Source organism: Sporosarcina sp. NCCP-2331 (assembly GCF_023707945.1).
Classification (GTDB): Bacteria; Bacillota; Bacilli; order Bacillales_A; family Planococcaceae; genus Sporosarcina; species Sporosarcina cascadiensis.
Genome location: NZ_BRCD01000037.1, coordinates 1 through 26,828 on the forward strand (window position 1 = coordinate 1; position 26,828 = coordinate 26,828).

At 43.8% G+C, this 26,828-nt stretch carries 24 protein-coding genes and 1 other RNA gene; 8 read left to right on the forward strand and 17 right to left on the reverse strand.

Translation table 11 applies throughout. The features are described from left to right. Positions 1-37: 37 nt before the first annotated feature. The 5 genes from NCCP2331_RS16420 to NCCP2331_RS16440 form a co-directional block, all read right to left on the reverse strand. Positions 38-1,939, reverse strand: coding sequence for an ATP-dependent DNA helicase (locus tag NCCP2331_RS16420; RefSeq protein ID WP_251671866.1), 1,902 nt, complete (start codon positions 1,937-1,939; stop codon positions 38-40). A 61-nt stretch (positions 1,940-2,000) separates the two neighbouring features. After that, on the reverse strand, positions 2,001-3,128 hold the full coding sequence (locus NCCP2331_RS16425; RefSeq protein WP_251671867.1) for a THUMP domain-containing class I SAM-dependent RNA methyltransferase: 1,128 nt from the start codon (positions 3,126-3,128) through the stop codon (positions 2,001-2,003). 150 nt (positions 3,129-3,278) lie between these two features. Further along, positions 3,279-3,654, reverse strand: an RNA gene (gene rnpB, locus NCCP2331_RS16430) — RNase P RNA component class B. Between the two features lie 86 nt (positions 3,655-3,740). Beyond that, on the reverse strand, positions 3,741-4,034 hold the full coding sequence (gene gpsB, locus NCCP2331_RS16435; RefSeq protein WP_153720229.1) for a cell division regulator GpsB: 294 nt from the start codon (positions 4,032-4,034) through the stop codon (positions 3,741-3,743). Positions 4,035-4,114: 80 nt separating this feature from the next. Continuing rightward, entirely contained in the window at positions 4,115-5,383 is a 1,269-nt protein-coding gene (locus tag NCCP2331_RS16440; RefSeq protein WP_251671868.1) for a ribonuclease H-like domain-containing protein, read from the reverse strand. Positions 5,384-5,635: 252 nt separating this feature from the next. Here NCCP2331_RS16440 and NCCP2331_RS16445 point away from each other — a divergent pair, with 252 nt between their 5' ends. From NCCP2331_RS16445 to NCCP2331_RS16455, 3 genes are all read left to right on the forward strand, one after another. Beyond that, positions 5,636-6,082, forward strand: a complete 447-nt coding sequence (locus NCCP2331_RS16445; protein ID WP_251671869.1) for a DUF4385 domain-containing protein — start codon at positions 5,636-5,638, stop codon at positions 6,080-6,082. Between the two features lie 159 nt (positions 6,083-6,241). Next, complete coding sequence (locus tag NCCP2331_RS16450) at positions 6,242-6,445, forward strand: helix-turn-helix transcriptional regulator (protein WP_251671870.1); 204 nt, start codon at positions 6,242-6,244, stop codon at positions 6,443-6,445. Then, entirely contained in the window at positions 6,445-7,128 is a 684-nt protein-coding gene (locus NCCP2331_RS16455) for a DUF3169 family protein (RefSeq protein WP_251671871.1), read from the forward strand. The genes NCCP2331_RS16450 and NCCP2331_RS16455 overlap by 1 nt, the downstream gene beginning before the upstream one ends. Before the next feature lie 69 nt (positions 7,129-7,197). On the opposite strand, the gene NCCP2331_RS16460 is transcribed toward NCCP2331_RS16455, so the two are convergent. Continuing rightward, entirely contained in the window at positions 7,198-9,438 is a 2,241-nt protein-coding gene (locus NCCP2331_RS16460) for a 5'-nucleotidase C-terminal domain-containing protein (protein WP_251671872.1), read from the reverse strand. 292 nt (positions 9,439-9,730) lie between these two features. On the opposite strand from NCCP2331_RS16460, the gene ric reads away from it, so the two are divergent. Beyond that, on the forward strand, positions 9,731-10,429 hold the full coding sequence (gene ric, locus NCCP2331_RS16465; protein ID WP_251671873.1) for an iron-sulfur cluster repair di-iron protein: 699 nt from the start codon (positions 9,731-9,733) through the stop codon (positions 10,427-10,429). Positions 10,430-10,544: 115 nt separating this feature from the next. Here the strand turns inward: ric and NCCP2331_RS16470 are convergent, their stop codons facing one another. Next, entirely contained in the window at positions 10,545-12,809 is a 2,265-nt protein-coding gene (locus NCCP2331_RS16470) for a DEAD/DEAH box helicase (protein WP_376776832.1), read from the reverse strand. Then, positions 12,802-13,179, reverse strand: a complete 378-nt coding sequence (locus tag NCCP2331_RS16475; RefSeq protein WP_251671874.1) for a YppE family protein — start codon at positions 13,177-13,179, stop codon at positions 12,802-12,804. The genes NCCP2331_RS16470 and NCCP2331_RS16475 overlap by 8 nt, the downstream gene beginning before the upstream one ends. A 187-nt stretch (positions 13,180-13,366) precedes the next feature. On the opposite strand from NCCP2331_RS16475, the gene recU reads away from it, so the two are divergent. Together recU and NCCP2331_RS16485 are read left to right on the forward strand one after the other, a co-directional pair. Further along, the gene (gene recU / locus NCCP2331_RS16480; protein WP_251671875.1) at positions 13,367-14,008 is read left to right on the forward strand and encodes a Holliday junction resolvase RecU; all 642 of its coding nucleotides are present in this window, start codon (positions 13,367-13,369) and stop codon (positions 14,006-14,008) included. After that, entirely contained in the window at positions 14,005-16,707 is a 2,703-nt protein-coding gene (locus NCCP2331_RS16485; protein WP_251671876.1) for a transglycosylase domain-containing protein, read from the forward strand. Before recU ends, NCCP2331_RS16485 begins: the two co-directional genes overlap by 4 nt. 291 nt (positions 16,708-16,998) lie before the next feature. Here the strand turns inward: NCCP2331_RS16485 and NCCP2331_RS16490 are convergent, their stop codons facing one another. The 6 genes from NCCP2331_RS16490 to dinG form a co-directional block, all read right to left on the reverse strand. After that, positions 16,999-17,334, reverse strand: coding sequence for a YpoC family protein (locus NCCP2331_RS16490; RefSeq protein ID WP_153720240.1), 336 nt, complete (start codon positions 17,332-17,334; stop codon positions 16,999-17,001). After that, positions 17,331-17,978 carry an endonuclease III gene (nth, locus tag NCCP2331_RS16495; RefSeq protein WP_153720241.1) on the reverse strand — a complete coding sequence of 216 codons (648 nt, stop codon included), beginning with the start codon at positions 17,976-17,978 and terminating at the stop codon, positions 17,331-17,333. Before nth ends, NCCP2331_RS16490 begins: the two co-directional genes overlap by 4 nt. A gap of 8 nt (positions 17,979-17,986) precedes the next feature. Beyond that, positions 17,987-18,697 (reverse strand): DnaD domain-containing protein, encoded by a 711-nt coding sequence (locus tag NCCP2331_RS16500; RefSeq protein WP_251671877.1) that lies wholly within the window; start codon positions 18,695-18,697, stop codon positions 17,987-17,989. Positions 18,698-18,758: 61 nt separating this feature from the next. Further along, positions 18,759-19,952 carry a pyridoxal phosphate-dependent aminotransferase gene (locus NCCP2331_RS16505; RefSeq protein ID WP_251671878.1) on the reverse strand — a complete coding sequence of 398 codons (1,194 nt, stop codon included), beginning with the start codon at positions 19,950-19,952 and terminating at the stop codon, positions 18,759-18,761. Between the two features lie 37 nt (positions 19,953-19,989). Next, complete coding sequence (locus NCCP2331_RS16510) at positions 19,990-20,469, reverse strand: cell wall elongation regulator TseB-like domain-containing protein (protein ID WP_153720244.1); 480 nt, start codon at positions 20,467-20,469, stop codon at positions 19,990-19,992. Positions 20,470-20,953: 484 nt separating this feature from the next. Further along, positions 20,954-23,728, reverse strand: a complete 2,775-nt coding sequence (gene dinG, locus NCCP2331_RS16515) for an ATP-dependent DNA helicase DinG (RefSeq protein WP_251671879.1) — start codon at positions 23,726-23,728, stop codon at positions 20,954-20,956. A gap of 278 nt (positions 23,729-24,006) precedes the next feature. On the opposite strand from dinG, the gene NCCP2331_RS16520 reads away from it, so the two are divergent. Continuing rightward, complete coding sequence (locus NCCP2331_RS16520) at positions 24,007-24,285, forward strand: AbrB/MazE/SpoVT family DNA-binding domain-containing protein (protein WP_251671880.1); 279 nt, start codon at positions 24,007-24,009, stop codon at positions 24,283-24,285. Continuing rightward, complete coding sequence (locus tag NCCP2331_RS16525; protein ID WP_251671881.1) at positions 24,285-24,611, forward strand: type II toxin-antitoxin system PemK/MazF family toxin; 327 nt, start codon at positions 24,285-24,287, stop codon at positions 24,609-24,611. Before NCCP2331_RS16520 ends, NCCP2331_RS16525 begins: the two co-directional genes overlap by 1 nt. Before the next feature lie 301 nt (positions 24,612-24,912). Here the strand turns inward: NCCP2331_RS16525 and NCCP2331_RS16530 are convergent, their stop codons facing one another. From NCCP2331_RS16530 to NCCP2331_RS16540, 3 genes are all read right to left on the reverse strand, one after another. Next, positions 24,913-25,965, reverse strand: a complete 1,053-nt coding sequence (locus NCCP2331_RS16530; RefSeq protein WP_251671882.1) for a zinc-dependent alcohol dehydrogenase family protein — start codon at positions 25,963-25,965, stop codon at positions 24,913-24,915. A 144-nt stretch (positions 25,966-26,109) separates the two neighbouring features. Next, on the reverse strand, positions 26,110-26,412 hold the full coding sequence (locus NCCP2331_RS16535) for an ArsR/SmtB family transcription factor (RefSeq protein WP_251671883.1): 303 nt from the start codon (positions 26,410-26,412) through the stop codon (positions 26,110-26,112). 208 nt (positions 26,413-26,620) lie between these two features. Then, positions 26,621-26,828: hypothetical protein (locus NCCP2331_RS16540; RefSeq protein ID WP_251671884.1), on the reverse strand; the 208-nt coding region annotated here is incomplete at its 5' end.

Here is a 26,828-nt window from a genome sequence, read left to right on the forward strand (position 1 = left end):
TTGTCAACTCATGTCTGTGCGCTTTTTTATATTTGATTCAAGAAAATGGTACAGGTAATACCCTTTCAATGACAGGCAGTAATTCGTTACTGTCCGGCTGTACAAAAACATGGATGGAACCATGGTCCTCACTTGTCCGGATCAAACGCCCGATCCCCTGTCGCAGACGCAGCAGCATGAATGGCAGATCAACTTCATCAAACGGATCTTCCGCCGCTTCTCTTCTCGCTTCAAACAATGGATCATTCGGCGGGAATGGCAAATCAAAAATAATAACCCGTGTAAGTGAATCATGCGGCAGATCCAGCCCTTCCCATAAATGATAGGAGAAGAACACAGAAACCTTGCGCTGCTGGAAATCTTTCACCAATGAAGATAAAGAACGTTCACCTTCATACGTCGCCATGACACTTTGCTCGATCGGCAGCTGTTCGTATGCTTCCATCATCGACTGTCTGGAACTGAACAGGACCAGCGTCTGCTCTTCCTCTTCAAGCAATTGTGACAGGCGGGCAATTTGCTCATCTCTTGTTCCCTGTTCCAAATAAATCTTCATGACCTCATCGTAGTCAAAAGGCGATTCAATAGAAAACGATTGAAAGTCCTCAATTCCTAAACTATAAGCCAGGTAATCAAAAGAATTTTCCACTGACAAAGTAGCAGAAGAGAATATAATCGGCATCTTGCCGGTGAATAATTTCTCTTTCAAGATGGATGTCACGAGCCGCGGCATGATCAGTAATGTACTCTCATCGCGCCGGTTCTCGAGCCAGTCCACTGCATCATTTTCATTGGAAAAAAGCTCCATTGAGTAAATGTACTGCTCCAGGTATTCTTCCACAATTTTTAAATCATATTCAGGGATTACATACAGTTCGCCCTCGAAGACGAATTCTTCAAGAAGTTGATTCGATAAAGAAACCGCTTCTTTCGCCAATGAAAGCATCGTATCATTTTTCTCGATCGTCAGACGTTCCGTATCATGAAACGCCGCATGATCGCGGAGCTGTTTGAAAAACAATTCATGGACATCCAGCAAGACTTCCATCAACTGAAGTGATTTTTCCCGGATACCGTCCACCATAATGCGTTCCAGCAGCTGCACAATCGTCTGCTGCTGCACTTCGTATGTCAGAGCGCGCTGTGCAGAATACTCGAGCAAATGTCCTTCGTCAAATACGACCATCGACACTTCAGGCAACAGCGGCAGCTGTCCTTGACGGGATCTTGATTCTTTTGTCCATAAATGCTCCATGTAAAAGTCATGTGAGCAAATAATCAGATCCACAGCCTCACGGTAATGATTGCGGTGAATCGTCTGACCGCAGCGGTTGCGGATGTCACAAGCAGCACATTGCTGAATCGGATGGAAATTAATCATATCCCACTCTTCATCTGCTAAATAAGGATAATCCGAGCGTACGCCATATGGCGATACCGACTGCAGTGACCGATCTGCATAGACAAAATCGGGCAACTGGTCTTCCACTAAGTCAACAAATTCTTCATCTGTCTGCTGGCTCGTCTCTTCCAGTCTCTTCAGGCAAATATACTGATTCCGTGCCTTTGCTAATCGGACATCAACGGTCAGATTTAGCGCTTCACTCAGTTTCTGAATATCGCCTTCCTCTTTGATCAGCTGATCGATCAGCGTTTCATCCGCACAGGAAATAACGGCGGGCTTCCCTGTATAACGCGCATAGGCAATTGCAGGCAATAAATACGCAATCGTTTTTCCTGTACCGACGCCGGCTTCCGCCAATAAAACCTTCTTGTCTTTCAGTGCCTGTTCAATTTGAAATGCCATATAAATTTGTTCATCCCGGCACTCAAATCCTTTTTCTGTCAAATCATCATACAATGTATCGCCCAGCCAGCCATTCAGTGACTCAAAAAATGTCTGGTCTTTTTCTAATTGAAATGGAATTTTCGTATTCATGCTGACTCCTTTCCGTGTACAAGCGAAAGTTGAGGACAATTTCCTCTTCCTAATTCGTCTCTTATACTCGCTGTCCCCAATATTGATAGTAATCTGTACGAATAAACCCGTTAAAGAGTTTGCGTTTTTTCGTTGCACGCTGTCCGTACATTTCTTCATAGTTTTCCAATGAAGATAAAATATAAACAGACCATGACGGATAATTTTTCATAATGCCGCCAAGAATCTCTGCGATATCTTCTGCTTCTTCTGTTTCACCTAAACGTTCGCCGTAAGGAGGGTTGGCGATCAGCACGCCATTTTGACCTTCCACATGCAAATCGCGGATGTCTTGCTGCTGCCAGCTGATTAAATCTGCAAAGCCGGCTTCCATCGCATTTTGCTGAGCGATGGAAATCATCTTTCCATCGACATCATACCCGCGGATATCCAATGGAAGATCATACTTTGCCACATCTTCCACTTCTTCACGGACACGGTCCCAGACCTGCGCATTCATCCATGGCCATTCTTCACTCAAAAATGAACGATTATAACCAGGCGCAAGATTTTGTCCGATCATTGCCGCTTCAATCGGAATCGTACCGGAACCGCAGAACGGATCAATAAACGGTCGGTTCGGACTCCATTTAGAGAGCTTTACAAGTGCGGCTGCCATTGTTTCTTTTAGCGGCGCATCCCCCTGTCCGAGACGATAGCCCCGTTTATGCAGGCCGGTGCCGCTTGAATCAATGGTGAGCGTCACTTTATCCTTCAAGATTGATACTTCCAATTTGAACAAAGGACCCGATTCATCTAAAAAACCCGTACGCTTGTAAGCGGTCTTCAGACGGTCTACAATGGCTTTTTTAACAATAGCCTGGCAGTCCGGCACACTGTATAGTGTAGATTTCACAGACTTTCCTGCCACAGGAAAGGCCGCATCAACCGGCAGAAATTCTTCCCACGGTATAGCCTTCGTCCGTTCAAACAGTTCATCAAAAGTAAAAGCTTTGAACTCGCCTGCCACAATGCGCACTCGATCTCCTACGCGAAGCCACATATTTGCTCTGGCAATCGCTTCTTCATCTCCGGTAAAGTACACTTTACCATTCTCCGTCTGGCCCTCATAACCGAGATCTTTGACTTCTGAAGCTACAATTGATTCCAAACCCATCGCTGCTGTTGCTACTAATTTATATTCGCTCACATTCAACACTCCAATTCGAAACGTTTACGGCATTCTCCGCCGAACGGTTATGTACATTTTGCTATATGCATCTTTCAAGAAATCTTCAAGACAAAAGAAAAACTCTCCCAAAACTGTAGGAGAGCTAATTGTGATGTAAACCATAGGATATTCTGTAAGCCATGTTTTGTTCTTCGGTACTCAAACGGTTTGCACCTCGTACTAGAAGCGGTAATCATCTATCTACAGACAATTGCCTGTCCCTTCCTCCATTGAATTCTTTCGGAAGAGCGCCCCTACCATAATTTGGGTTTCTCACTCGTGGGGTTTACCCGTTCCACTTGACATGTTTCCATGCCAACTACGTCACTGTGGCACTTTCAGAGAATCTCATCCATATCCGAAGACTTAGGATTTATTCCCGCCATCAATGCAAAAGCATTGCCCCGGCTTATTTTTTCACCGAGCACGAACACTACGGTCATCTCAGATCCGTGTGAGCATGGACTTTCCTCTACAATCGAAATTGCAGCGATTACCTGAATAAGATCTATGGTGCTACTTAGTATACATCAAAATAGTCATTCACACAATGGATTCGGCCGGGTTGCCAAATCAATTGCTCTTTTTTAATCAGTCATCAGAAAGTTTGCTGCCAAATACATGCCGCTCCAAATTGGAAATGCGCTGAAGAATATCAAAATTTGTCGGCTGGGGAGTTGGCGCTGCTGTCCGCTGGGGTGCTGCACTCGCTGCTGCTTTCAATTTTTCATTCTCTTCTTTAAGCCGTGCAATTTCCTTTTTGAACGTCTCGTAGTCCTGAATAACATCATCCAAAAATAAATCTACGTCTTCTTGTTTATACCCGCGCATCCCTGATTTAAATTCTTTTTCTAAAATTGTTTTCGAATCTAACTTTAATTCCATGACAAAACGTCCTTCCGTCTATGATTCCATACGGTCATTATAGCATATCCTGTCATTCTTTGTCTTAATTGATAATACTGTCATGTCTCCTTTGTCGGTTCCTGCGCTTGCCCGGGAAATAATTTATTCATTACACGTATTTCCCGTTTCGCAAATGCCACCTTCATACGCTCAATGAAGCGCCGCGACAGCATTTCATTCTGTTCCAGCAAGGATTTCCCGGTGAGAATCCGTTCATACGCCAACGGGAAATTTTTCAGCTGGTGCTCATATAATTTCGCCAGTTCTTCACAGGCCAGTACCTGTTCTCTGCCCTCACCGTACTCGGCAACAATTTCGAATGACTCAATCGCACGTTCAAATTCTTTATAGCGTTTCAGCAAAAATCCCAGGTGGTAGTGCGTAAGCGGATAACTGCTGCCAAACTCTTCTGCTATTTTCTCAAGTTCCGTGTAGCTGCGTTCACTTAATCCGAGGTCCTGAAACCATTTCGCGATATTCGTTGCGACCCGGGCCGTTTGCTGATGATCCTGCAATATGAGATCAGTTGACAGGCTGAATAACGTAACAAGAGATAAAATATCCCATTCATTATGCCACATGACCTTCATCAAAATTTCTGCACGTCCGTTCTTCACAGCATCTTGATAGATAATCGGTGCCATATGCCCCGGAATATCGTCTTTTCTAATGAAACCGAGCTGTCTGCGCTCCACTTCGGTCAGCTTGAAAGAGTCCATCTCCCCTTTCCAGATACGCCTCGATCCATGAAGTAAATCAATTTGGTTAGGCACGGGAAGGGGCGGAAGTAATTTCCGGTGCAGTGACCAGCGTGTCTGCAGCTGCGGGAAATCAAAACTCTTTCCATTATAGGTGACGAGTGTGAGTCCTTCTCTCCACAGCTCCGATTCAAAAAGAAATGCCGCTTCATGATCGGGATTCGGCAGTACATACTGCGTCATGACAAATTCATCTTCTTTCAATTCAAGCAGCCCAATCAAAAATATAACAGCACCTGCTCCTTTAAGTCCTGTCGTCTCTGTATCAAAAAACAGCAGCTTGCCTTCTTTAGGTGAAAGCGGATGTTTATATTCAGTTTCTGACCAATCAGCCAGTTTATCCTGCACATCACCTAAGCGGATATTTCCATGCATATGAGACAGCGGATAGTGAATAATCCGTTTATAGACGATACCGAAATCATTCTCCACTTTTTCAAGCTGGGTCGTGAGCCATCGTTTTTCATAAGATGGCACAGGCGGTTTACTAAAGACTTCCACTGGTTCTTTTACAACTGCTGATTTCTTTACCAGCGACTTCATTGCCATCAGCTTTTTCTCATAGGACATAATCATTCAGCTCTTTTATAGTTGGGCTTTCCATCGTATGCATGGCAATCCCGATATAGTCTAGTTTATTTAGTTGAAAATTCAACGATGTCACCTCGTGTTATCAATACATAATTTGTATGAATTATACTATAGTTCAGCAGATTGCGAGCACATTTGGACTTGTCTGACTTTGGAAGACTATTTCTTGGGAAATGAAGCGTTTTCATAGCTGTGCGCCGGGGTACGTAATGGTAAAAGGAAGTGAACGGGATGGCGTTTGATTATGAACTCGATTATCCAAACTTGGATCTTCGCAAGCAGCCTGAACTATATAAAGTCGGCAAAGGCGAGCAGGGTGTCCTGCTGGTAGAACCTTATAAAAGCGAAATCTTACCGCATTGGCGTTTCAGAACACCAGATATCGCAAAAGATTCTGCCGAGAAAATCTATGAGCTATTTGAAAATTACCGTAAAGAAGATGATTTCATTGGCATGGATATGGCGAGGAAGTTTATCCAGATGGGCTATACACGTGCCCGGCGTTATGCCAATCATAAAAGCGGAAGAAAGTATAATGAAGACGGCACAGTGAAAGAGCGCGTGATCGATCCCGAGAAAGCAAAGTCCGCTGAAATCTTCAAGGTATACTGGGATACTATTCGAAAAGATGATGATTATCTGAAGCGGAAGAAAGCGCATCAGAAAACATATGGATGAGAAAAAGGAATGCCAAAGTGCATTCCTTTTTTGTCCAAAGATTTCACTACCACACGTTTAATTTTTAAACCATATTCCGACATGTAAATTAGTCAATTTGACAACTACACTTGTCAAATTGTTATAGTTAAGTTACAATTTAATGAAGAGGTGGGGCTGTTGAGAACAAGACTCAAAGAATTGCGTGCGCGTTACGGGCTTAATCAGACAGAGCTCGCAAAACGCGCAAAAGTATCACGACAGACAATTAGCTTAATCGAGCGAGAAGAATTTATTCCGTCTTTGCTGATTGCTGTAAGAATTGCGGCGATCTTTAACGAAGCAATAGAGGAAATCTTTATTTTCGATAAGGAGGAATTATAATGAAGACAATTATTTGGATGCTGATTGGCGGAGCAGTTGGTTTTTTTGGAATGTATGCCGTTTTGACTGCAGACATTAAATTGGAATTTGCACCTGTGGCTTTTGAAACGAATATTGCACTTCTGGCCATTACTGCCGTATTACTAATTGCAGCAGCAGTCAGTATTGTACAGATGAAGAAAAAATCGAAACTTCATTTGACAGGAGAAAAAGAGGATGAAAGGGATGTCTGGCAATATAAACGGTTCAGTGACACCTCTCTGATTGTCACTGCCGCCATGGCTGTCGGAATCTCAGCAATTGCAGTTGCGATTATTACAGATCAACCGTCCTGGCTGATGATCTCGTCGATTATTATCGGAGCGCTGACTTTCATTCTTTCTATCACTCTTTCCAGCATTGTCAATTCCCTCTACCCCGACCGTGAACTTCCGGATGTGTCAGCAAAGAATTATTCTCAAAAACTGCTGGCCGTCTCAGATGAAGGTGAACGCCATGTTATGCTGGAGGGACTTTACCTTGCATTTAACACAATGAATCTCATATTAATTCTGACTTTGCTGCTTCTCATTATTTATTCAGCAGTGACAGGTGATTCCCAGCTGTTTTCTATTTTCATTATCGGCATGATATTGATCGGGACCAATGCTCAATACTTGTTCGCAATCCGCAATAAGACTTGAATGCAAAATTTACCATCACAAAAAGTCTTCTGACCAATAAAATTCAGGTCAGAAGACTTTTTTCATTTCTTATTTCTTTACATCAACAATTCGGCCTTCAATTTCAGGTGAAACTGTCCCCAAATTTTTCATATGATCACGCAAATTCACCCAATCATCTAATCCCAGATCCGTTACACGGCCTTTTTCATATGCATCGCCGAGAACTTTAAATCCGTCGCCGCCTCTTGCAGTAAAGGCATTTGTCGTAATTACATATTCTTTATCCATGTCGATATCAACGTATTCACCGTTGACTTTCACTTGCATGGACTGCACACGATCGCCAACTTCTTGACTACTGTCAAATGTCATCTTCATACCGGACATATGCAGGAATCCGCCCTCTTCATTCGGAGCATTCCTCACACTGTGCTCCAGCGTGTTTTTAATTTCAGCGCCTGTCAGCGTAACGAGAGATAACGTATTTCCGAATGGCAGTACTTCCATTACTTCACCAATCGTGACAGGTCCTTTATCTATATGATTACGAATTCCGCCGCCGTTTTGAAGAGCAATTACTGTTTTCGGATCATATTCTTTTGCCTTTGCCAGCATTCCGTCAGTAATCAGATTGCCCAGTGCTGTTTCATTGGCACGCACGCTCGGTCCCGGATTATCTTCCCCGCGGTGTCTCGGGTTCGGCAAATCAACCGTCAGATTTGCTCCAAATTCCTGCCCGAACGTTTCTTCGATTTTACCCGAGAACTTTTTAAGCGATTCTGCCGCTTCCGGATCTTCCGCCTTGTCGCTCAATTTGATTAATTCACCGGCATAGCCTGTAATCACACCTTTATCATCAAACTCTACATCTAATGTACCCAAATGAGTCAGATATTGGTCAGCCTGCACAATAATCGTAGGATCTTTCTTTTCTCCGTTTGCTTTTTTATCGACGACTACTGGTTTATCTAGTTTCGTGTGCGAATGTCCGCCTACGATAATATCAATACCCTCCACTGATTCTGCTAACAGCAAATCATTACCTACAGATGGATCACTGTCGAAACCAATGTGATTAAGGGAAATAATTTTATTGACTCCCTGGCTTTCAAAGTAAGCTACTGCTTTTTCAGCCGACTCTTTGTAATCTAAAAACTTAACTGCTTTTGGACTGGAGACGAATTCTGCGCTTTCCGTAGTCAATCCGAAGATTCCTACTTTCTCTCCGTTTACTTCTTTAATAAGCCCTTTATGAATTTCTCCCAATGCAGGAGTACTTGTAAATTCCGTCTCACTTACAATATCTTTCATGATGGGATCTGCAGAGAAATCGATATTTGTTCCAAGCACAGGGAAGTTGGCGCCTTTCACAAAGTTTGCCAGTGCCTGATGACCATTTTCGCTGTCGCCTAAATCAAATTCATGATTACCGAAGACCATCGCATCAAGACCCATCAAATTCATGAGTTCCATATCAGCTTGTCCTTCAAACTCAGTGAAATAAAGGGTTCCGGAGAATGCGTCGCCGCCGTGAAGAAGCAGGGCTTCCGGTTTCTCTTTGCGGATTTCTTTAATTGCCGTAATCGCTTTAGGCATTTCCGCAACGCGCGCGTGTGAATCATTCATATGCATCAATGATAATGTAAAGTCAGCCTCACCAGGTTTTTCAGGCTGCTCCGGCTGTTCAGGCTGTTCAGGCTTCACCAGCTGATTCGCGCGGTGAATGAACGATGCAAATGCCCCGCGTGTCACAGGCTCATTAGGTCTATAATCAGTCAACTGATCAGTCAAACCTAGGTTTGCTAAAATTTGTACGCCTTTTTTATGCGACTCGCCTACATTCGATAAGTTAACATTCACTTTCTCGCCGTTATCGTATTTTTCAAGATTCAATGCATTTACCAGTACAGATGCCATTTGCTGGCGTGTCAGGGCCTGAGTAGGATTAAAGTTTCCTTTTTCATCCCCTTTAAATACTTTCGCATGTGTAAGCGTTGCCATTTCTTTCGCATAAAAACTGTTGGCTGTAATATCTTTATACTGTTTTAAGACGTCAGCCACATTTGACGGCTCTTGGAAATCACCCATTTTTGCGAGAATTAGCGCTGCATGGCGGCGTTCAATTGAATTACCGGGCTTAAACTGATTTTCGGAATAACCACGGATAATCCCCTGTTCCGTCAGAGCCTTGATCCCTTCGTAATGCGTATTGTCCTTTGCAACGTCAGCATACCACTGCTCTGCCGCACCGACCGATGCGCCGGCTAATACAACTGCACCAGCAACTGCGAATGTAGAACCGAACCTGCGTACATTTTTATTTTTCATCTACTTCTGCCTCCTCAAAATAGTAACGTAATAAACTTAGATGCTATCATCTCATAATCTCCCTAAGTATAGTTAGAGAGCCGAATGATGTCAAGACAGTGTTGTGATAATTGGCACAAGTCTGAGGAGGTTATTCATCTTTCCAACAGCCTATGTATCCTATTAAAAAACTCGGGCAGCTATATAGCCGTTTCGTGCATGAATTAGGCATTTCCCTACTATCCCACTCACTAAAGATTCAGTATGATAGATGTGAGAATAGTTATCAATTACATTCATAGGAGGAGTTCATATGTCACAAATAACGCTCGACCTCAATGTCTCTGAAATTGTCACGATGTTACCTCAAAGCGCCGACCTGTTTCGAAACCTTCGCATCGATTACTGCTGCGGCGGAAAAATATCACTAAAGGAAGCAGCCGAACAACGCGAGCTGGATCCTCACAATGTCTTAACAGATGTGCATGAAATCGAAAAGAAAAAAGAATTGCATCAGCAAATGGAACCTTCAGACTTTGGTGATAAAACACTAGTCGCATATATTCAAGAAAAATATCATGCCGGACTGCGTGAAGAATTGCCGCTGCTTGCCCCCTATGTCACAAAAGTCGCGCGCGTTCACGGAGACACACAGCCCCACCTGCTGCGCATCCAGGAAATCTTTAAATTACTGCGTGCGGAGCTGATCGATCATACAGACAATGAAGATCAAAACGTTTTTCCGCTTATTCTTGAGTTTTTGGAAAATCCCACAGCTGAATTGAAGGAGCAGCTGAAACCGCATGTCACGGAGCTTGAAACTGAACACGACAATGCAGGACGGCTTCTCCATGAACTGAGAGAAATCACAAATAACTTTACACCTCCAAAAGAAGCCTGCGGAACGTACCGTCTCGTCTACGCACGCCTCGAGGAGTTCGAAAAAGACACTTTCACTCATGTTCATTTGGAAAACAATGTGCTGTTTGAGCGAGTACAGAAAGCAATGTGATGATCGTCCCCCTGTTATTGAAGTTAAACCAGAAAAGACTGCAGTACTCTGATTTTGAGTATGCAGTCTTTTTTTATATTAATTTAGATGTAAGCAATTTTTAAAACTTTCGCCATTAACCCGCCAAATCCCTTAACAACTGCTCGGCATTCGACTTATTCTCCGTCTGCCCTGCTTCCTGCGCACCAATACAAACCGGGCATCCGTACTCACAGCGGCACTCGGCCACATGTTCCGCCGCCATCGTCAGCAGCTCGTTCCAGCTGCCGTAAATTTTTTCGCTCAGACCGATTCCGCCGGGGTAGCTGTCATAGATGAAAAATGTCGGCTTATGTGTGTGGATGGCTTTCACCTGTGGCACGACATGGATATCACTGCGGTCGCATTTGATGAACAGCGGGATCAGTGACTGAATCGTATAAGCGGCCGCACTCATGGCGTCTGTCAGGACGGCTTTGTCCCATCCTTCCGGTACATCGAATGCCATCCAGGTGCCTGATGTATGCAGTTCTTCTGCAGGCAGTGATATCGGGCCTGATCCAATATTGTCGTGGGTGTCGAATTTAATCTTCTTAAATATCGTCGGGATCGCAAGCACTGCCAAATCGCCGTATGCCCATGAACGTTCTTCTTCGTCCATTTTCTTATCTTCACTGATTACTTTCAATTCCACTGCGAGATTGGCATCGGTGAAATAGTCAACGTCCACTACTGTGACGTAGGCTTTTTTCTCTTCCCAATCCAGTTTCTCGACCTGATATTGCGTTCCTTGATGCAGATAAATCGCTTCTTCGTGCAGCAAGGTCATGGCACTGAAGCGGTCCATTTCTCCAATGACACGGGTTTCTTTCGGGAATGTCTGATCGATGATGATGACATTTTCCTGAGATGCCGAACGCAGGCTGATCTCTCCTGCGGGGAAACGGTCCGTCATCCAGTGCCATTTATCCGAAGTTTGCAGCAGTACGCCTTCGCTCTGGAGAAATGCCAGCAAGTCCTGCACTTCAAATTCACCGTACGTCTCCGTCGAACTGAATGGCAGTTCGAATGAAGCACACTTCAGATGGTCCATTAAAATCAGCATATTATCAGGATGAATATGGATCTCTTCTGGCTGCTGTCCAAGCAGATACGATGGATGCTTGATGATGTACTGATCAAGCGGCATGGATTGCGCTACATAGATGATGAGCGCGTCTTCCTGGCGTCTGCCCGCTCTTCCCGCCTGTTGCAGTGCACTCGCGATATTGCCGGGGTACCCTGTCATGATGCATGCCTGCAGCTGACCGATATCGATTCCTAGTTCCAGTGCATTTGTGCTGACGACGGTTCTGATCTGTCCGTTTTTCAGTCCACTTTCAATCTTCCTGCGTTCAGACGGCAGATAACCGCCGCGATACCCCATCACCGTCTCATCAAACAACTTCTTTTTTGTCAGTTCCTTCATATAAGTAACGAGCATTTCTACTCGGACACGGCTGCGTGCGAAAATGATCGTCTGGATATGTTCCTGATAAAGAAACGCACCGAGATCACGGACTTCCAGCACAGCACTTCTCCGAATTCCAAACACATCATGGACAATCGGCGGATTATAGAATACAAAATGTTTCTTTCCGCGGGGTGCACCGTTTTTGTCAATCAGCACCATTTTTTTATTCGTCAGATTCTCTGATAATTCTTTTGCGTTGGAAATTGTCGCAGAAGTACAGATGAAAATCGGATCGCTGCCGTAGAATCGGCAAATCCGCTGCAGTCTGCGCATAACGTGCGCGACATGGCTCCCGAACACGCCTTTATAGGTGTGCAGCTCATCGACTACAATATATTTCAAGTTTTCAAACAATGAAATCCACTTCGTATGATGCGGCAATATGGCGGAATGCAGCATATCGGGATTGGTCAGAATGATATGCCCTGACTTCCGTACTTTCGAACGCAAACCCGGTGCCGTATCGCCGTCATATGTATGACTCAAAATCTTCTCGCCGCTCGCTTCGATTAAATCATGCAGATCCGCCAGCTGATCCTGCGCCAATGCTTTCGTCGGAAACAGATAAAGCGCACGCGAAGACGGATTATCCAGAATCGACTGCAACACCGGTAGATGATAACAAAGTGATTTTCCGGATGCTGTCGGTGTGATAGCGGTAATCGAGCTGCCTTCACGCACCGCATCGAACGCCTGACGCTGATGGCTGTAAAGCTGTGTAATTCCCTTATCTGCCAGCGCCTGCCGAATGGAAGGATGCAGCTCAGGCGGGAAATCGGCCACAACTGCCTGCTGTTCTTTCTGCGTCTCAATATAAGAAATATTCGGCCCGAAACGTGCATCGTTAAACATCTGCTGAATCAGGTCAGGAATATGCAGTTTACTCATTCGGCTGTTCCTCACTTTTTTCATTGGCAAGGGCAGTTAAAACGGTTTGCAGCGTATAACGGGCTGCATTAATAGATAAGATGAACCGCTTCTTGCCCGTCGCTTTATAAAAAGACTGCACGACGAACTGTGTCATGGCATCTTTTGTCGAATCGACTTGAACAGCATGTACATATTTTGGCTTTGCTTTACTGATCCACTCTTTCATTTCAGCGGCCCAATCAGCAATCGCCTGGTGACTGAGGTCTGCGTACGGTTTCACCTCTGCAAAAAACTCGGGGTCGTGATCCGTTTCTCTCATTGTATAAAAACGCTCTTCACATTCATCACAAATGGCGAGCAATTTGTTTGTATCATCTGCTAGACTCATTGCAAAAACTCCTTCTTCGTTCGTTCACTAACTTTATTTTATCAGAAAAGCTTCTGTCTCTCCACTTTCTGCGAACAAACATTCCAAAACCATCTAAGAACCCATCCATGTCAGACCTGTGAAACTTTCTTTTTAGTAACTCGTCAAATAACGTGTATGGTATGATTGAGAGTACGAGGTGGTCAATTTGGCAATTCGTTATCCAAACGGAAAAAAGTACACCCCTGCCGTATCTGCAAATAAAAAGAAAACTCATGACTATTCATTCAGCAATCGGGGTAAGTCATTAGAGGATGAGTTAAACGATACAAATGAATACTACCTGGCCCACAGACTGGCCGTCATCCATAAAAAACCGGTGCCGATACAAATTGTCAATGTGCGGTATCCCGCAAGGAGTGCTGCAGTCATTACAGAAGCCTATTTCCGCACCCCTTCCACAACCGACTATAATGGCGTGTGGAACGGTTATTACATGGATTTCGAAGCAAAAGAGACGAAAAATAAAACCTCTCTGCCTCTGCAAAACATTCATTTGCATCAAGTAGAACATATGAAACAAGTGATCGATCAATCGGGGCTGGCTTTTTTCATTGTCAATTTCAGCTCGCTTGGCCGCTATTTCTTACTGCCGTTTGATGTATTTCTTCCTTTATGGAACCGAATGGAAGACGGCGGCAGGAAGTCGATCACGCTTGACGAAATTGAAGAATGTTCAATTGAGATTGAAACTGGTTACCAGCCCAGACTGGACTATTTACAGGCGGTTCAGCAGTGGATACAGCAAAAAAGACTAGATTTAGATAGTGAAAGGCAGGAAGAAATATGAGTGACAATATAAACTCGAGAACGGCCAGAAGGAAACAGCAGGAGTCGCAGCAGAAAAAGAAGCCGCGCAAAAAGACACCAAAAGGTATTTTTAAGAAAATCATTATGGGAATCCTCATTTTAGGTCTCGTGATCTTGGTGGGCGGCGCTTCACTGTTCGCCTTTTATGCAAGTTCAGCACCAGATTTAGATGAAGAATTACTGAAAGATCCTTTGACATCCAACTTCCTCGATACAAACGGGGAGATTTTCCTGAAATTCGGTGCAGAAAAACGCGATTATGTACCGTATGATGAAATTCCTGAACAAATGAAAGACGCCATTCTGGCTACAGAAGACGTACGTTTCTTCAAGCATGGCGGCATGGATTTCTATCGGTTAGGCGGCGCAGTACTCGGCAATTTGCGCGGCGGTTTTGGATCACAGGGTGCTTCCACTCTGACCCAGCAGGTCATCAAAAATTCTTTCTTGAAAGATGAAAAGACATTGAAGCGGAAAGCGCAGGAAGCATGGCTTGCCTTCAAATTAGAGAGAGAATACACGAAAGAAGAAATTTTTGAAATGTATTTCAATAAAGTGCTGATGTCCGGTAATCGTTATGGTTTCGGTACTGGCGCCAGCTACTTCTTCGGCAAAAAACTGAATGAGCTGGAACTGCCTGAAATGGCCATGCTTGCAGGAATGCCGCAGTATCCGAATGGCTATAATCCTTTTAAACATCCGGAGCGTGCAGAAAAACGACGCAATCTCGTACTGACGCTTATGCACAGACATGAGAAAATCACAAAAGAAGAAATGGAAGCGGCAAAAAAAGTTCCTATTACATCTACCCTCTTAGCAGAAGAAGAACGGGAATCGAATGGAAAATACCCGGCTTATGTAGATGCGGTGCTAGATGAACTGGAAGCGGCAGGCTACTCAGATTTATTGGCAGAAGGCATCACTGTGCATACTTCATTGGATCCGAAAGTCCAGGAAACCGTTGAAGCGGCGATAGATGATCCGAGCTATTATGAATCAGAAAAAATGCAGGCCGGCATGACAGTACTCGACACGGAAACAAGTGCCATCGTTGCCATTGGCGGCGGACGGGAATATGCCGGACGCAACATGAACTTCGCGGAGCAGAAGCGTGCACCCGGATCCAGCATTAAACCGATTCTTTCCTACGGTCCAGCAATTGAATATATGGACTGGTCTACAGGACAGAAAGTGGTCGATGAACCTTATAAATACAAAGGCAGCAACCAGTCGATCAACAATTCAGACGGACGTTTCCTCGGCACTCTGACTATGCGTGAAGCGTTGTATTATTCGCGGAACATCCCGGCAATTAAAACATTTGAAGAAGTCGGGGCAAAGAAAGCAGAAGGATTCGCTGCCGGTCTCGGGCTAACGTATAAGGACATTAGTTCGTCTAACGCATTAGGCGGCGGCGACGAGTTCTCCACTATTCAAATGGCTGGTGCATATGCAGCGTTTGGTAATGGCGGAATCTATACAAAACCGCATGCCGTATCAAAAATTACGATGCGTGACGGCAAGACGGAGAGAAATTTACGTCCAGACCCTGTGACAGCGATGAAGGATTCAACAGCTTATATGATTACTGATGTACTGCGTGAGGTACTTTCATCAAAAGGGACGGCACCGAATGCAGCAATCAGCGGAATGGATATTGCCGGCAAGACCGGGACAACCAACTATTCAGCAAAAACGATGAAGGAACACAATATGAAAAGCACAGACGTTCCTGACACGTGGTTTACCGGCTATACAACGGAATATACGATATCTACATGGGGCGGATATGCAGACTATGTAACGCCTGTATCAACCTATGATAAGGGCCGCTATGTGCCGCAGAAATTATTCCGCACAGTTATGGGCAGTATCGCAAGCAATCCGGGACAATTTAAACAGCCTGACTCCGTCGAAGAAGCGACAATTGTCAAAGGCAGTGACCCGATTGTTCTGGCCAGTTCATTTTCATCAGGCGCGGTAAGCTCGGAGCTATTTGTTAAAGGCACGCTGCCTGCTCAGCAGGAAATACCTGAAACGATTACATTGCCGAGCCCTACCGATTTGACTGCTCAGTTTGATGCAGACGCCAACACAGTAGATCTTCAATGGAATTACGACGCACCGGACGAATTTGATGATCTCGGGGACCCTCAGTTCAGCGTCAATGTTTCGATTGACGGCGGTGCGGCGCAAAACATCACAACCACTTCCGATGACCAGGCTGTATTCTCAGGCGCCGAACTAGGAAGAAGCTATACATTCTCCGTCAGTGCCAGCATGGGCGGCTACACGAGCGGTGCCACTTCGGTAACATTGTCTATTGAAGGCGCAGATGATCAGGAAGTGGAGCAGCCGGAACCGGACGATCAAGAGAATAATGATGACAGCAGCGATGATCAAAACGACGGCGAAGAAAATAATGATGGGAATCAGAATGAAAATTCCGATCCAAATAATCAAGGCAACCAGAATAATCAAGGTCAGGATCAAGGACAAGATAATCAAAACAACCAAGGCAATGAAAATGGCCAAAATAATCAAGGAAATCAAAATAATCAAGGCAACCAGAATAACCAGGGACAAGGGAATCAAGGCGGTCAGGGGCAAGGCCAAGGACAAGGCAGCAGCCCAAGCATTTCGACCCCTAACTCGTCCCAGTCCAATAGCAACAATTAAAGAAAGAGGATGTTCGAGAAGTCATTTTCACCTGACTTCCGAACATCCTCTTATTTTTGCTTTGAAATGGAGATAGGTGCGGCGAATTGCCGGTTTGACTCGTTCATTGCCGTGATTGGCTCGGTTCAGCAACCGTAACGCTCGGTTGTGAGGCGTTTTGGCGCGCTGCATTAGATTGTAGGTGCGGGCATTCTGACTTTTAGTTCGCTTCTGCTTCCTTCGCCTGCCAGCGTCTCTTCAACAAAAAGGACTGATCCAGAAGACCAATCATCTTCAAGTTCAGTCCTGATTTCATTTCTGTACACGCAGGCGCGCAGCTTTCTTTTTGACTTCCTCATAGAGCATCGTTAATTGAATCAGCGCATAGTGGCTCGTATTTTGAAGCTTAATAAAATCCAGTCTTTCTGTATAGTTATTCGGCTCCAGCACAAAGTGCATTTTGCCCGTAAACTTATTTTCTTCCATTCCGCTTCTCTCGATCAGCTGTTCAAGCGGTTCAATCGCTGACTGCAGTAGATCCAGTCTCTCCGGTGTATGGGAAGCATAGGCCGCTTCGAGATCAGGTCTCAGCCTGTCCCATTCTATTAATAGCTGTTTCACTGAGTCTTTTACATGCTGCTGATTCATTTATCCTTCATCCTTTTCTGGCCTTCTCTGCACAAATACAGCAGCGGACATTCAGGACAGTTCGGGTTTTGCGCTTTGCAATGATAGCGGCCGAAGAAAATCACCTGATGATGTGTCTGTGTCCACTTCTCCATTGGAGTCCAGCGCATGATTTTTTCTTCCACATCAATCGGACGGTCTTTCCAGCGGTTCATCCCCAGCCGTTTGGCCACACGTTCGACATGTGTATCGACTGCCAGTGCCGGCACTCCAAACGCATTCGAGACGACTACATTCGCTGTTTTGCGCCCGACACCCGGCAGCGTCATCATCACATCGCGGCTCGGTGGCACTTCGCCTCCATACTCCTCAATTAATAGCTCACTCAGTGCTTTAATATTTTTTGATTTGTTGCGCCACAGACCAATTGAACGAATATCCTGCTGCAGCTCCTCTATGGACACGAGTACATAATCTTCCGGTCCTTTATATTTCTGAAATAAATCGGCAGTGACACGATTTACCAGGACGTCTGTACATTGTGCCGATAATAGTGTCGCAATCAGTAATTCAAACGGATTTTTATGAATAAGTTCACAATGAGCATCCGGAAACATCTCTTCGAAAGTTTGCAGGCAGACTTGCCATTGTGTTTTTGTCAACATAGTATCTCCTACTCCCGTTCCTCGAGCCAATTATAGAAAGGTACGCGCTTAACCGGATTTTCCGGTGCCTGATTGACGGCGACAGCAGCAACCGGGCGAAAAGCCTGAGTCTGTCTTTCCACGTCTTTCATCGTCTGGACATTTTTCTTTTTCCATTCAAATAAAATCCGGTCAATATAACGCAAGCTCATTTTCTGAGCTAACACAGCTTCTCGTAAGGCTGCTCGTATAATTTCTGCGGTATGGCCATCTTTATCGATCCACATAGCAATCGTTTCACATTCCATCGGAGATAAAAACCGTCCAAATTCCTGTTCGAATAATGAATAGACTTCTCCTTCTTCATTCTGACTCTGCTTCTCCTGTGTGACGGCTTGCTGCTGAACCAGCAACTCTGCCAGCCGGTTCCATAATGGCAACAGTGAAAAACGTTCATGAAGCACCGCTCTTTCATCCGTGCTCTGTTCGATCGCAAACAATCCTTTTTGCATGAGACGCTGCAGACTTTCCGTGATTTCCTTTTCACTCAGCTGCATGCGGCCGGCAATATCCACAGGTGTTGGAAAATAATTTCCATCTTCCTGAAACGACAAAATCTGCAATACGACCATGGCATCACTGTCAGAAATCAGCAGTTGCCGGTAATGTTGAAAAAAGAGCTGGGAAATAGATACATTTCCCTGCTCAATCCAAATTTTCAGCCGTTCATCTTGCTGCATAGTTGAAACTTCCTCTCATCAGCAAATGAAAATTTGCTTCTGTACTTTCCAAGGCATGCTGTCAGGCTTTCCAATGATCTTTCACAAACTGCGCAATACGGTCGACGCCTTTTTCCAGCTGATCGATCGATGTTGCATAGGATAATCGGATCGTAGTGGCAGATCCGAAACCAGATCCCGGAATAACCGCCACTTTTGCTTCCGTCAATAAAGCTGTTGCAAAATCATCCACCGTATCATACCCTGTATGCTTCATTGCTTCCGCAACATCAGGCAGGAAGTAAAAAGCGCCTTCCGGTTTCAGCACATGGAATCCGGGGATCGCATCGAGTTTTGGATAGATTTGATTCATGCGTGATTCAAAATCTTTGCGCATAACTTCTACCGCATCCTGAGGTCCATTGTATGCCTCGAGTGCTGCATATTGTGACGTTGTGGCAGGATTGGATGTAGAGTGACTTGCTAAATTCGTCATAGCGCCGACTACTTCTGCATCTCCTGCAATATAGCCGATCCGCCAGCCAGTCATCGAGTGAGACTTCGATACGCCATTAATAATGAACGTGCGCTCTTTCGCGTCAGCAGACAGCTGTGCGATTGACACATGTTCTTTGCCGTCATAAACAAGCTTTTCGTAAATTTCATCTGAAATGATCCAGATATCTTTTTCACGGCACACATCTGCAATCGCCTGTAATTCTTCTTTTGTATAAATCATTCCTGTCGGGTTGCCCGGTGAGTTAATGATTACCGCTTTGGTCTTCTCCGTCACGGCTTGACCGATTTGTTCCGCTGTTACTTTGAATTGCTCCGCCGCTGTTCCTTCGATGAATACCGGAACACCTTCTGCTAATTTCACTTGCTCGGGATAACTGACCCAGTACGGAGACGGAATGATAATTTCATCGTCTTTGTCAAGAAGTACCTGGAACAGCGTGAACAGCACATGCTTCGCTCCTACGCCGATCAGTATTTCTTTACGCTCATACGTCAATCCCTGATCTCTCTTCAATTTGCCAATTATCGCATCTTTTAATACCGGAAGTCCGCCGGATGGAGTATATTTTGTCTTGCCATCTTTCATCGATTGATAAGCTGCACCTATAATGTTTTCAGGTGTGTTGTAGTCAGGTTCGCCTGCTCCCAATCCGACTACATCGATGCCCGATTCTTTCATTTCTTTTGCTTTCGCTGTAATCGCCAATGTTGTAGATGGTGCTAACGTTTTTACTCTAGATGCCAATTGTTTTCTCAAATTGTCCGCTCCCCTTTAATCCTGATTCCAGTCTCATCTATAAATTCATAATCCGCTTCCGCCACTCGCCATCCGTAAAGTTCAGATAAACGTAATTCAAGCTGTCATCTTCCCCGATATACGCCACTTCCCAGAATAAGTTCTCTTTTTCCTGTCCAAGTGATGAATGAAGAATCTTCTTGACTTTGTCCTCTTTTTTTACGATGTCTGCAGCTTCTTGCTTTGTAATACCTTTTTTGGGTGTAACACTGCGAATGACTTTACCTGCCTGTTCATCCACTAACAAAATTTTGTCTTTCCCTTCTTCATCTATTCCATAAACTGAAACCAATGAAGCAGTGCCATGATATACATCTGCGCGGTCGACCGTTTGGAGCTTTCCTTCCTGACGGGCAAGATCGATTGCTGCATCACGTGAAGAAGCAAATGGTTTTTCCGCCTGATAGAAGACAATGATCGTAATCGTGACAAAAAGGGTTAGTAAAAAGACGGATAAAAACCTAATCCAATTGAGCATATGCAGCCCTTCCTATCGATTAATACGTAATTTTTAATACCTTTTTCGTGGTTTTTCTTAATTTAGATATTCAGTGCCTGTCGAGACTAAACGACGCTTTCCGCTTTTATTCTATCCAGCTCCAAGCGCCAGTCTCTCGGGTCGTTTTGGACTTAAAGATAAAGGCAAAGTGCGCCTTTATTTTTAAGCCCTCCAACGCCTGTCGAGACTAAACGGCGCTTTCCGCTTTTATTCTATCCAGCTCCAAGCGGCTAGAGGCTCGGGTCATAAGTCAAAGCTGCTGTGCGGCACAAGAACGCCGCTTCGCATCTTCGCCTTATGCCTGCCGCCTCTGGACAGCCGCTTTCCGCTTTTATTTTATCCAGCTCCAAGCGCCAGTCTCTCGGGTCACTTCAGATTTGACGAAAAGGTGCCAAAGGGCGCACCTTTGTCGACAAACCCTCCAGTGCCTGTCGAGACTAAACGGCGCTTTCCGCTTTTATTATCATGAATCATTATAGCAATTTTCTATCTCGTTCACCAGAGTCTCTAAGGATACTTTTTTTACAAAAGATTTTGGCAGCGCTTCTAAGAAGTTTCTGCCATAGGATTTTGTTTCGATCCGGCGGTCCAGGATGATAAAGAATCCTTTCTCGTCTGATGAACGGATTAGTCTGCCGAAACCTTGGCGGAAACGGAGTATCGCTTCCGGCAGTCCCAGGTGAGTGAATGCATTTTTCTTATTCTCCTGCAAAAGGGCAGCGCGGGCTTTATACAGCGGCTCTTCAGGCGAAGTAAATGGGAGACGGACGATGACGACCGCCGACAATTCGTCGCTCGGCACATCGACTCCTTCCCAGAAGCTTGTCGTGCCGAATAAAATGGCTTTTTCCTGCTGTTTGAATGTCTTCAGCAATTTGTGGCGGCTTCCTGAGCTGACGCCTTGTGCAATCAGCATATAATCTTCCTGCAGGGAACCGCTGTCGAGAATTTCTTCATATGTTTTTTTCAGCATATCATGTGACAGGAATAAAGCAAAAACACGTCCGTCTATCGCAACAGCCGTCTGAATCAGTGAATCCGCGACCGCTGCAATATACTCTTCATTCGTCACTTGCTGTATGTCAGGCATATCTTCCACAATAAATGTATGGGCGCCTGCATAAAAATTTTCCGGTGCATCAAACGTATAAAGCGGAACGGTATCGGAAACACCGAGCTGGTCTAGCACAAACCGTTCGTCCTTGCCTGCTGTTAACGTGCCGGATGTCCAAATGACTCCTGCTTCGCCTTCCAGCCGGTCCAAAAAGGTACGGACAACGGAACCGGCATAGATCGGACTTTTTTTGATCTGCAAACTTCCCGGGAGACTTCTGCTGTCTTTCTCCATCCAGACTGTTGTGTTTCTCTGTGATTCATCCAAGAACAGCTCCACCCATTCCCCCGCCTTGATTTTCATTTCATTGATCCAGTACAGCCACTCATTTACCTCGGCCTGTTCATGGAACGTCAATTCATTTGGCACTTTCTCTAAAGGAGAAATATAATTTTCCGCCTGCGAAATATAGTTATTCATTTTTCGCAGGACCGTTCGAAAACTGTCTGGCTGCGGCAATTGTTTCTGCAGCGTCTCTACTGTACGTGTTGTACGCTGATTCCCATGTTTTGCACTCGCGTTCATTAAAACAATCATCGAATCGTCAAAAGCCAGAATAAATTCTTCATACGATTGTTGCAGTTTTTCAGTGGCGTATTTGTGATTGAAATGAAATCGCAATAAGATCTCCTGTATATCAAACAACAGCTGCCCGTTGCTGAATGAGTTCAGCTGGCTCATGACATATTTCCAATTTGTGTAGGAGAAGACTTGCTCATGTGTGCGAATCGCCGCTTGATACAGCTGATGCGCTTCATCCGCAATGAGTCCGCCGATTGACTGAAACAACGGATCGTTTCGCTCTTTGTCATTCATCAGCATCGAATGATTGGTCACGACAATCATCGACTGCTTGCTCCGCGCCACAATCCGCGAATAAAAATCCGCAGTCCGTTCATCTTCCTTCAAATAAGCGGAGCGTCTGCGAATTCTGTCGATGAACAGCTGTCCGCCCCCTGAGACATTAACTTCATCGACATCACCTGTCTTTGTCTCTGTCAGCCAGACAAGCAGCTGCATGATCGTCATGGAATCATCATAGACTTCATCGGTAAACCGCAATAATTCTTCAAATTTCCCCAATGAAATATAATTTGCCATTCCTTTGATGACAGTAGTCGGTATAGGCAGTTGTAAAGCTTTTTCCAGCTGTTCTACTTCTTCGGCTAACTTATCTACCAAATGATTCGTGTACGTGCTGATGACTACCGGCTTTCTCGTAATCGATGCCTGCAGTACAGCTGGAATCAAATAGCCAATGGTCTTTCCGACTCCTGTCGGTATTTCAACAGCCACTTGTTTCTTTTCAGCGAAAGCCCGCCAAGTTAGATCCATCAGTTCAGCCTGACCTCTTCTGACATGAAACCTCGGACTGATCATCTGCAGCAGCTGTTCTTTTTCTTCATCAGTGGATGGGAAATCCATTGATGCAGCGGTGTATTCGACTGTTTCTTTCATTCTCAGGTATGGAATCCCCCGGAACAACGCAAAGTCTCTGGTTGTTTCTCTGCCCTGTGCCGCGCGCCGTCCATCGTAAAATAGCGTAGACAGATCAGATTTGAGTGCAAATGAACGCTCATGGAGACGATTCAGCGTTTCTTTAGGCAGCGTATTAATCTTCGCTATCGCCTGCAATAAAAATCTGGCTGTCGCTTCCGCATCGTCATCCGCCCGGTGTGCCTGCTGGAGTGAAATTTGGAGAGCTTCCGCAATATCCTGCAAGCGATAACTCGGCAGCGTCGGATACAATATTTTCGCAAGCTCTACTGTATCAATTTTCTGGCCGTGCCATTTTGAAACGCCGCAGCGCACGAGTTCTTTTTGCAAAAAGGACACGTCAAAGTCTGTATTGTGCGCGACAAATACGCATCCCGCCAATAAGTCCGCTACTTCCAGTGCAATTTCCTCAAACGGAGGTGCGTCTGCTACGTCTTGGTCACCGATTGATGTTAAGTGGTGAATGAATGGCGGTATCGCACGCCCGGGGTGCACGTAACGCATATATGTATCGGTAATTTGATTGTTTTCAATAAAGACAATTGCAATCTGTATGATTCGGTCGCCCTTAGAAGGTGAATGACCTGTGGTTTCCAGATCCACAACTGCGTATTTGCTTGTAGACATCCCATCATCCACTTCCTGTTTTGGTTTCTCTAGCAAATTGTATCATACTTAGAGCACCTACTCACGTCCCGCCTTCATCAAAAAAGAAACCCATCTGCGAATGGGTTTCTTTAAATATGTTAGAAAATTTGCCATATTCACTTCTTTTTCGTTGTTTAAGTGTTAGTAAATATACTGGACAGGATACTTAACTCCTTTTGTTTTTTTGCAATATCAAGTATCAATTTTGCGCCTCATGTATATACTATGTGTATACGCAATAGAATTGAGGTGTTATAATGGGATCAGATAATGAAAAAGGAGTGAAAACCATGACAGTTGAAACTACCGTTCAAAAATGGGGAAACAGTTTGGCAGTTCGTATTCCTAGTGCATTTGCTGAAAGATTGGCCATTCATCAAGGCTCCAAAATCGAAATAAATGTAGTGAATGACCGAGAAATCTCATTAATTCCAAAAAAGAAAGTTCCGGTATTGGAAGAATTATTAGCGGAAATCACACCCGAAAATCGTCATACAGAAATTAATTTTGGAACAGAAGGGAATGAATTAATTTAATGACAGTACCTGAACGAGGAGATTTAGTTTACGCTCAATTCAAACCACAAGCAGGACACGAACAGGCTGGTCATCGACCTGGAATTGTCCTATCGCCACAAACCTTTAACGATGTAACAGGATTTGCAGTCATCTGTCCAATCACGAACCAAGTCAAAGGTTATCCTTTCGAAGTAGCCTTGCCATCCGGCTTGGCTATTTCGGGAGTTGTTTTGACAGATCAGGTTAAAAGTTTGGACTGGAGAGCCCGCGATTTTCAAGTGAAAGACAAAGCACCGCAAGAAACTACCGATGATTGTTTATCTCTAATACATACTTTTTTATGAAAAGTCTTTCCTTATAAGAAGGCTTTTTTGCTAGGTTGTTTGGTAAATGACGTTATCAAAGAAAGTCTTTTCATAATCCTGACAGATTTAGATTCTGCTAAATTCGGAAATATTTAATTCAATCACTCATCAAGAAAAAACTGCCATGTAAAGGCAACGGATTGTTCAATTAAAGCGCCCGATTGTGGAATAACATTTTATTCCTTAAAAGCTACCTTTAATGTCATACCCTTCTTAGAAGAAACAACAAAAGCCCAAGCATACTGTTGAAAGGCTCTTGTATCTCAATATTAACTTTTAATTATTCAGAAACTTTTATAACAATCTTACCAAATGCCCCTTTATACAAGTGTTTATAAGCATCAAGGGCTTCATCAAATGAATAAACAGTATCAATAATTGGTTTAATATTTAGTTCAACAAATGCTTTCATCATTTCGTCAAACGCTCTACGATGTCCTACATTAATTCCCTGAACGTGAGCTTGTTTTGCTAATAATGAGAATAGATTCACATCTGCCATCATACTATCCAAGAAACCAATAACATAAATATTACCTTGAAGAGCAAGAGCATCGATTGATCGGTTAATACTTTGTCCACCGACAACTTCAAGAATATGTTCGACACCTTTTCCTTCAGTAATTTTTAATACTTCTTTTTCCCAATCTGGAGTCTCTGCATAGTTTATAACCTCTTTTGCACCAAGGGCTTTTACTCTCTTTAATTTTTCATTGTTGCTACTTGTCACAATTACTCTTGCGCCTAGTGCTGAAGCAATTTGAACAGCGTATACTGAAACTCCTCCAGTTCCTAGTACAAGCACTGTATCTCCTGCTTTAATCTTTCCATATTCAACTAATGAGAACCAAACAGTAAGGGCAGCAACTGGAAGTGTTGAAGCCTCCTCATCTGTTAGGCTAGCTGGTGTCCTTACAGTCGCATCCTCATCAAGCAACATGTATTCTGCTAATCCGCCATTTATAGGTCCTCCAAGAGCATTAGCACCATCATCTTTATTTGGAGTACCATCAATCCACTTAGTAAACATATGAGAAGTTACACGATCACCATTTTTAAACTTTGTAACCTCAGAACCTACTTTAACCACTTCTCCAGACGCATCGGATACAGGTACAAATGGTTGAGTCATTAATTCAGGCAAATAAACCCCATCAACAATTGCTTTGTCACGATAGTTAAGTGAAACAGCCTTTACTCGAACGAGAATTTGTCTCGGTCCAGGTTCTGGTGTAGGTAAATCCACCAATTTTATGTTTTCTAATCCAACGCCTTGTCTCTGCCATGCTTTCATGTGTTCAAATCCTCTCTTTAAATATAATTTTATTTTCACCAAGGAAATTATCCTAAACTACACTTTTCAAATTCACATATTAAGAATTGTCAATACGTTGAAAAAATAAACATATACATATCGTAAATTGTCGATACAAAGGGTAGTAACAAAAACTAAATTCTTATCTGAATTTAGTTTTTGTTACAGGTCTTTTTGAATGTATAAACCAAGATTTTTTATGGCTTCCTCATCCCTTTTATAGTATGTCCATTTACCAATTCTTGTTGCCTTTATCAAACCAGCTTTTTGTAACGTTGATAGGTATTGGGAAGCAGTAGATTGTGTCATGTTTAACTTTTCTGTTATTTGACTAACACACACACCAACTTCTATCAAATCAATCCCATCTTGTGATCCAAAATGAGCAGCAGGGTCTTTAAGCCATTCTAAAATTTGTAGTCGAGCCTCATTTGAAAGTGATTTAAAGATATTTAACTTGTCCATGTACACATTATAAATCGATAAAGTTCGATTTGTCAATTTAAATAAAACTTATATTAGAACCTTTTTGTAGATTAATTTTCTTCTTTAACCCTACAGCTAGTTAGGTTAAGTACATTTTTTCGATTTTCTCTGTATTTTAGCGTATATCCAATTTCCTCTATTGAGTGTTATTCCAGAAAATGGCCCGATAGCTTAATACCATTTCTCGTTACTCTTCAAACTTCTTGAAGCTATGCTTTGTAAAACGATGATCATTACACCAAGGATTAGAATATATATAGCTCTTTCGATGCCAGTAAAAAATGTAAGAATTAAAACTGATCCAATTATCCAACTGAGGAAAGAAGAAATGGCTATAATCACTTTTTTCCGTTTCAATCTCTTCTCCTCCCTTTGTTTTATCACTCACAATCAAT

Coding starts and splice junctions, on each gene's coding strand:
- NCCP2331_RS16420 (WP_251671866.1), bottom strand. CDS start 1,939: ATGAATACGAAAATTCCATTTCAATTAGAAAAAGACCAGACATTTTTT.
- gpsB (WP_153720229.1), bottom strand. CDS start 4,034: ATGGAATTAAAGTTAGATTCGAAAACAATTTTAGAAAAAGAATTTAAA.
- NCCP2331_RS16440 (WP_251671868.1), bottom strand. CDS start 5,383: ATGTCCTATGAGAAAAAGCTGATGGCAATGAAGTCGCTGGTAAAGAAA.
- NCCP2331_RS16445 (WP_251671869.1), top strand. CDS start 5,636: ATGGCGTTTGATTATGAACTCGATTATCCAAACTTGGATCTTCGCAAG.
- NCCP2331_RS16455 (WP_251671871.1), top strand. CDS start 6,445: ATGAAGACAATTATTTGGATGCTGATTGGCGGAGCAGTTGGTTTTTTT.
- NCCP2331_RS16460 (WP_251671872.1), bottom strand. CDS start 9,438: ATGAAAAATAAAAATGTACGCAGGTTCGGTTCTACATTCGCAGTTGCT.
- ric (WP_251671873.1), top strand. CDS start 9,731: ATGTCACAAATAACGCTCGACCTCAATGTCTCTGAAATTGTCACGATG.
- NCCP2331_RS16470 (WP_376776832.1), bottom strand. CDS start 12,809: ATGAGTAAACTGCATATTCCTGACCTGATTCAGCAGATGTTTAACGAT.
- NCCP2331_RS16475 (WP_251671874.1), bottom strand. CDS start 13,179: ATGAGTCTAGCAGATGATACAAACAAATTGCTCGCCATTTGTGATGAA.
- NCCP2331_RS16485 (WP_251671876.1), top strand. CDS start 14,005: ATGAGTGACAATATAAACTCGAGAACGGCCAGAAGGAAACAGCAGGAG.
- NCCP2331_RS16490 (WP_153720240.1), bottom strand. CDS start 17,334: ATGAATCAGCAGCATGTAAAAGACTCAGTGAAACAGCTATTAATAGAA.
- nth (WP_153720241.1), bottom strand. CDS start 17,978: ATGTTGACAAAAACACAATGGCAAGTCTGCCTGCAAACTTTCGAAGAG.
- NCCP2331_RS16500 (WP_251671877.1), bottom strand. CDS start 18,697: ATGCAGCAAGATGAACGGCTGAAAATTTGGATTGAGCAGGGAAATGTA.
- NCCP2331_RS16510 (WP_153720244.1), bottom strand. CDS start 20,469: ATGCTCAATTGGATTAGGTTTTTATCCGTCTTTTTACTAACCCTTTTT.
- dinG (WP_251671879.1), bottom strand. CDS start 23,728: ATGTCTACAAGCAAATACGCAGTTGTGGATCTGGAAACCACAGGTCAT.
- NCCP2331_RS16520 (WP_251671880.1), top strand. CDS start 24,007: ATGGGATCAGATAATGAAAAAGGAGTGAAAACCATGACAGTTGAAACT.
- NCCP2331_RS16525 (WP_251671881.1), top strand. CDS start 24,285: ATGACAGTACCTGAACGAGGAGATTTAGTTTACGCTCAATTCAAACCA.
- NCCP2331_RS16535 (WP_251671883.1), bottom strand. CDS start 26,412: ATGGACAAGTTAAATATCTTTAAATCACTTTCAAATGAGGCTCGACTA.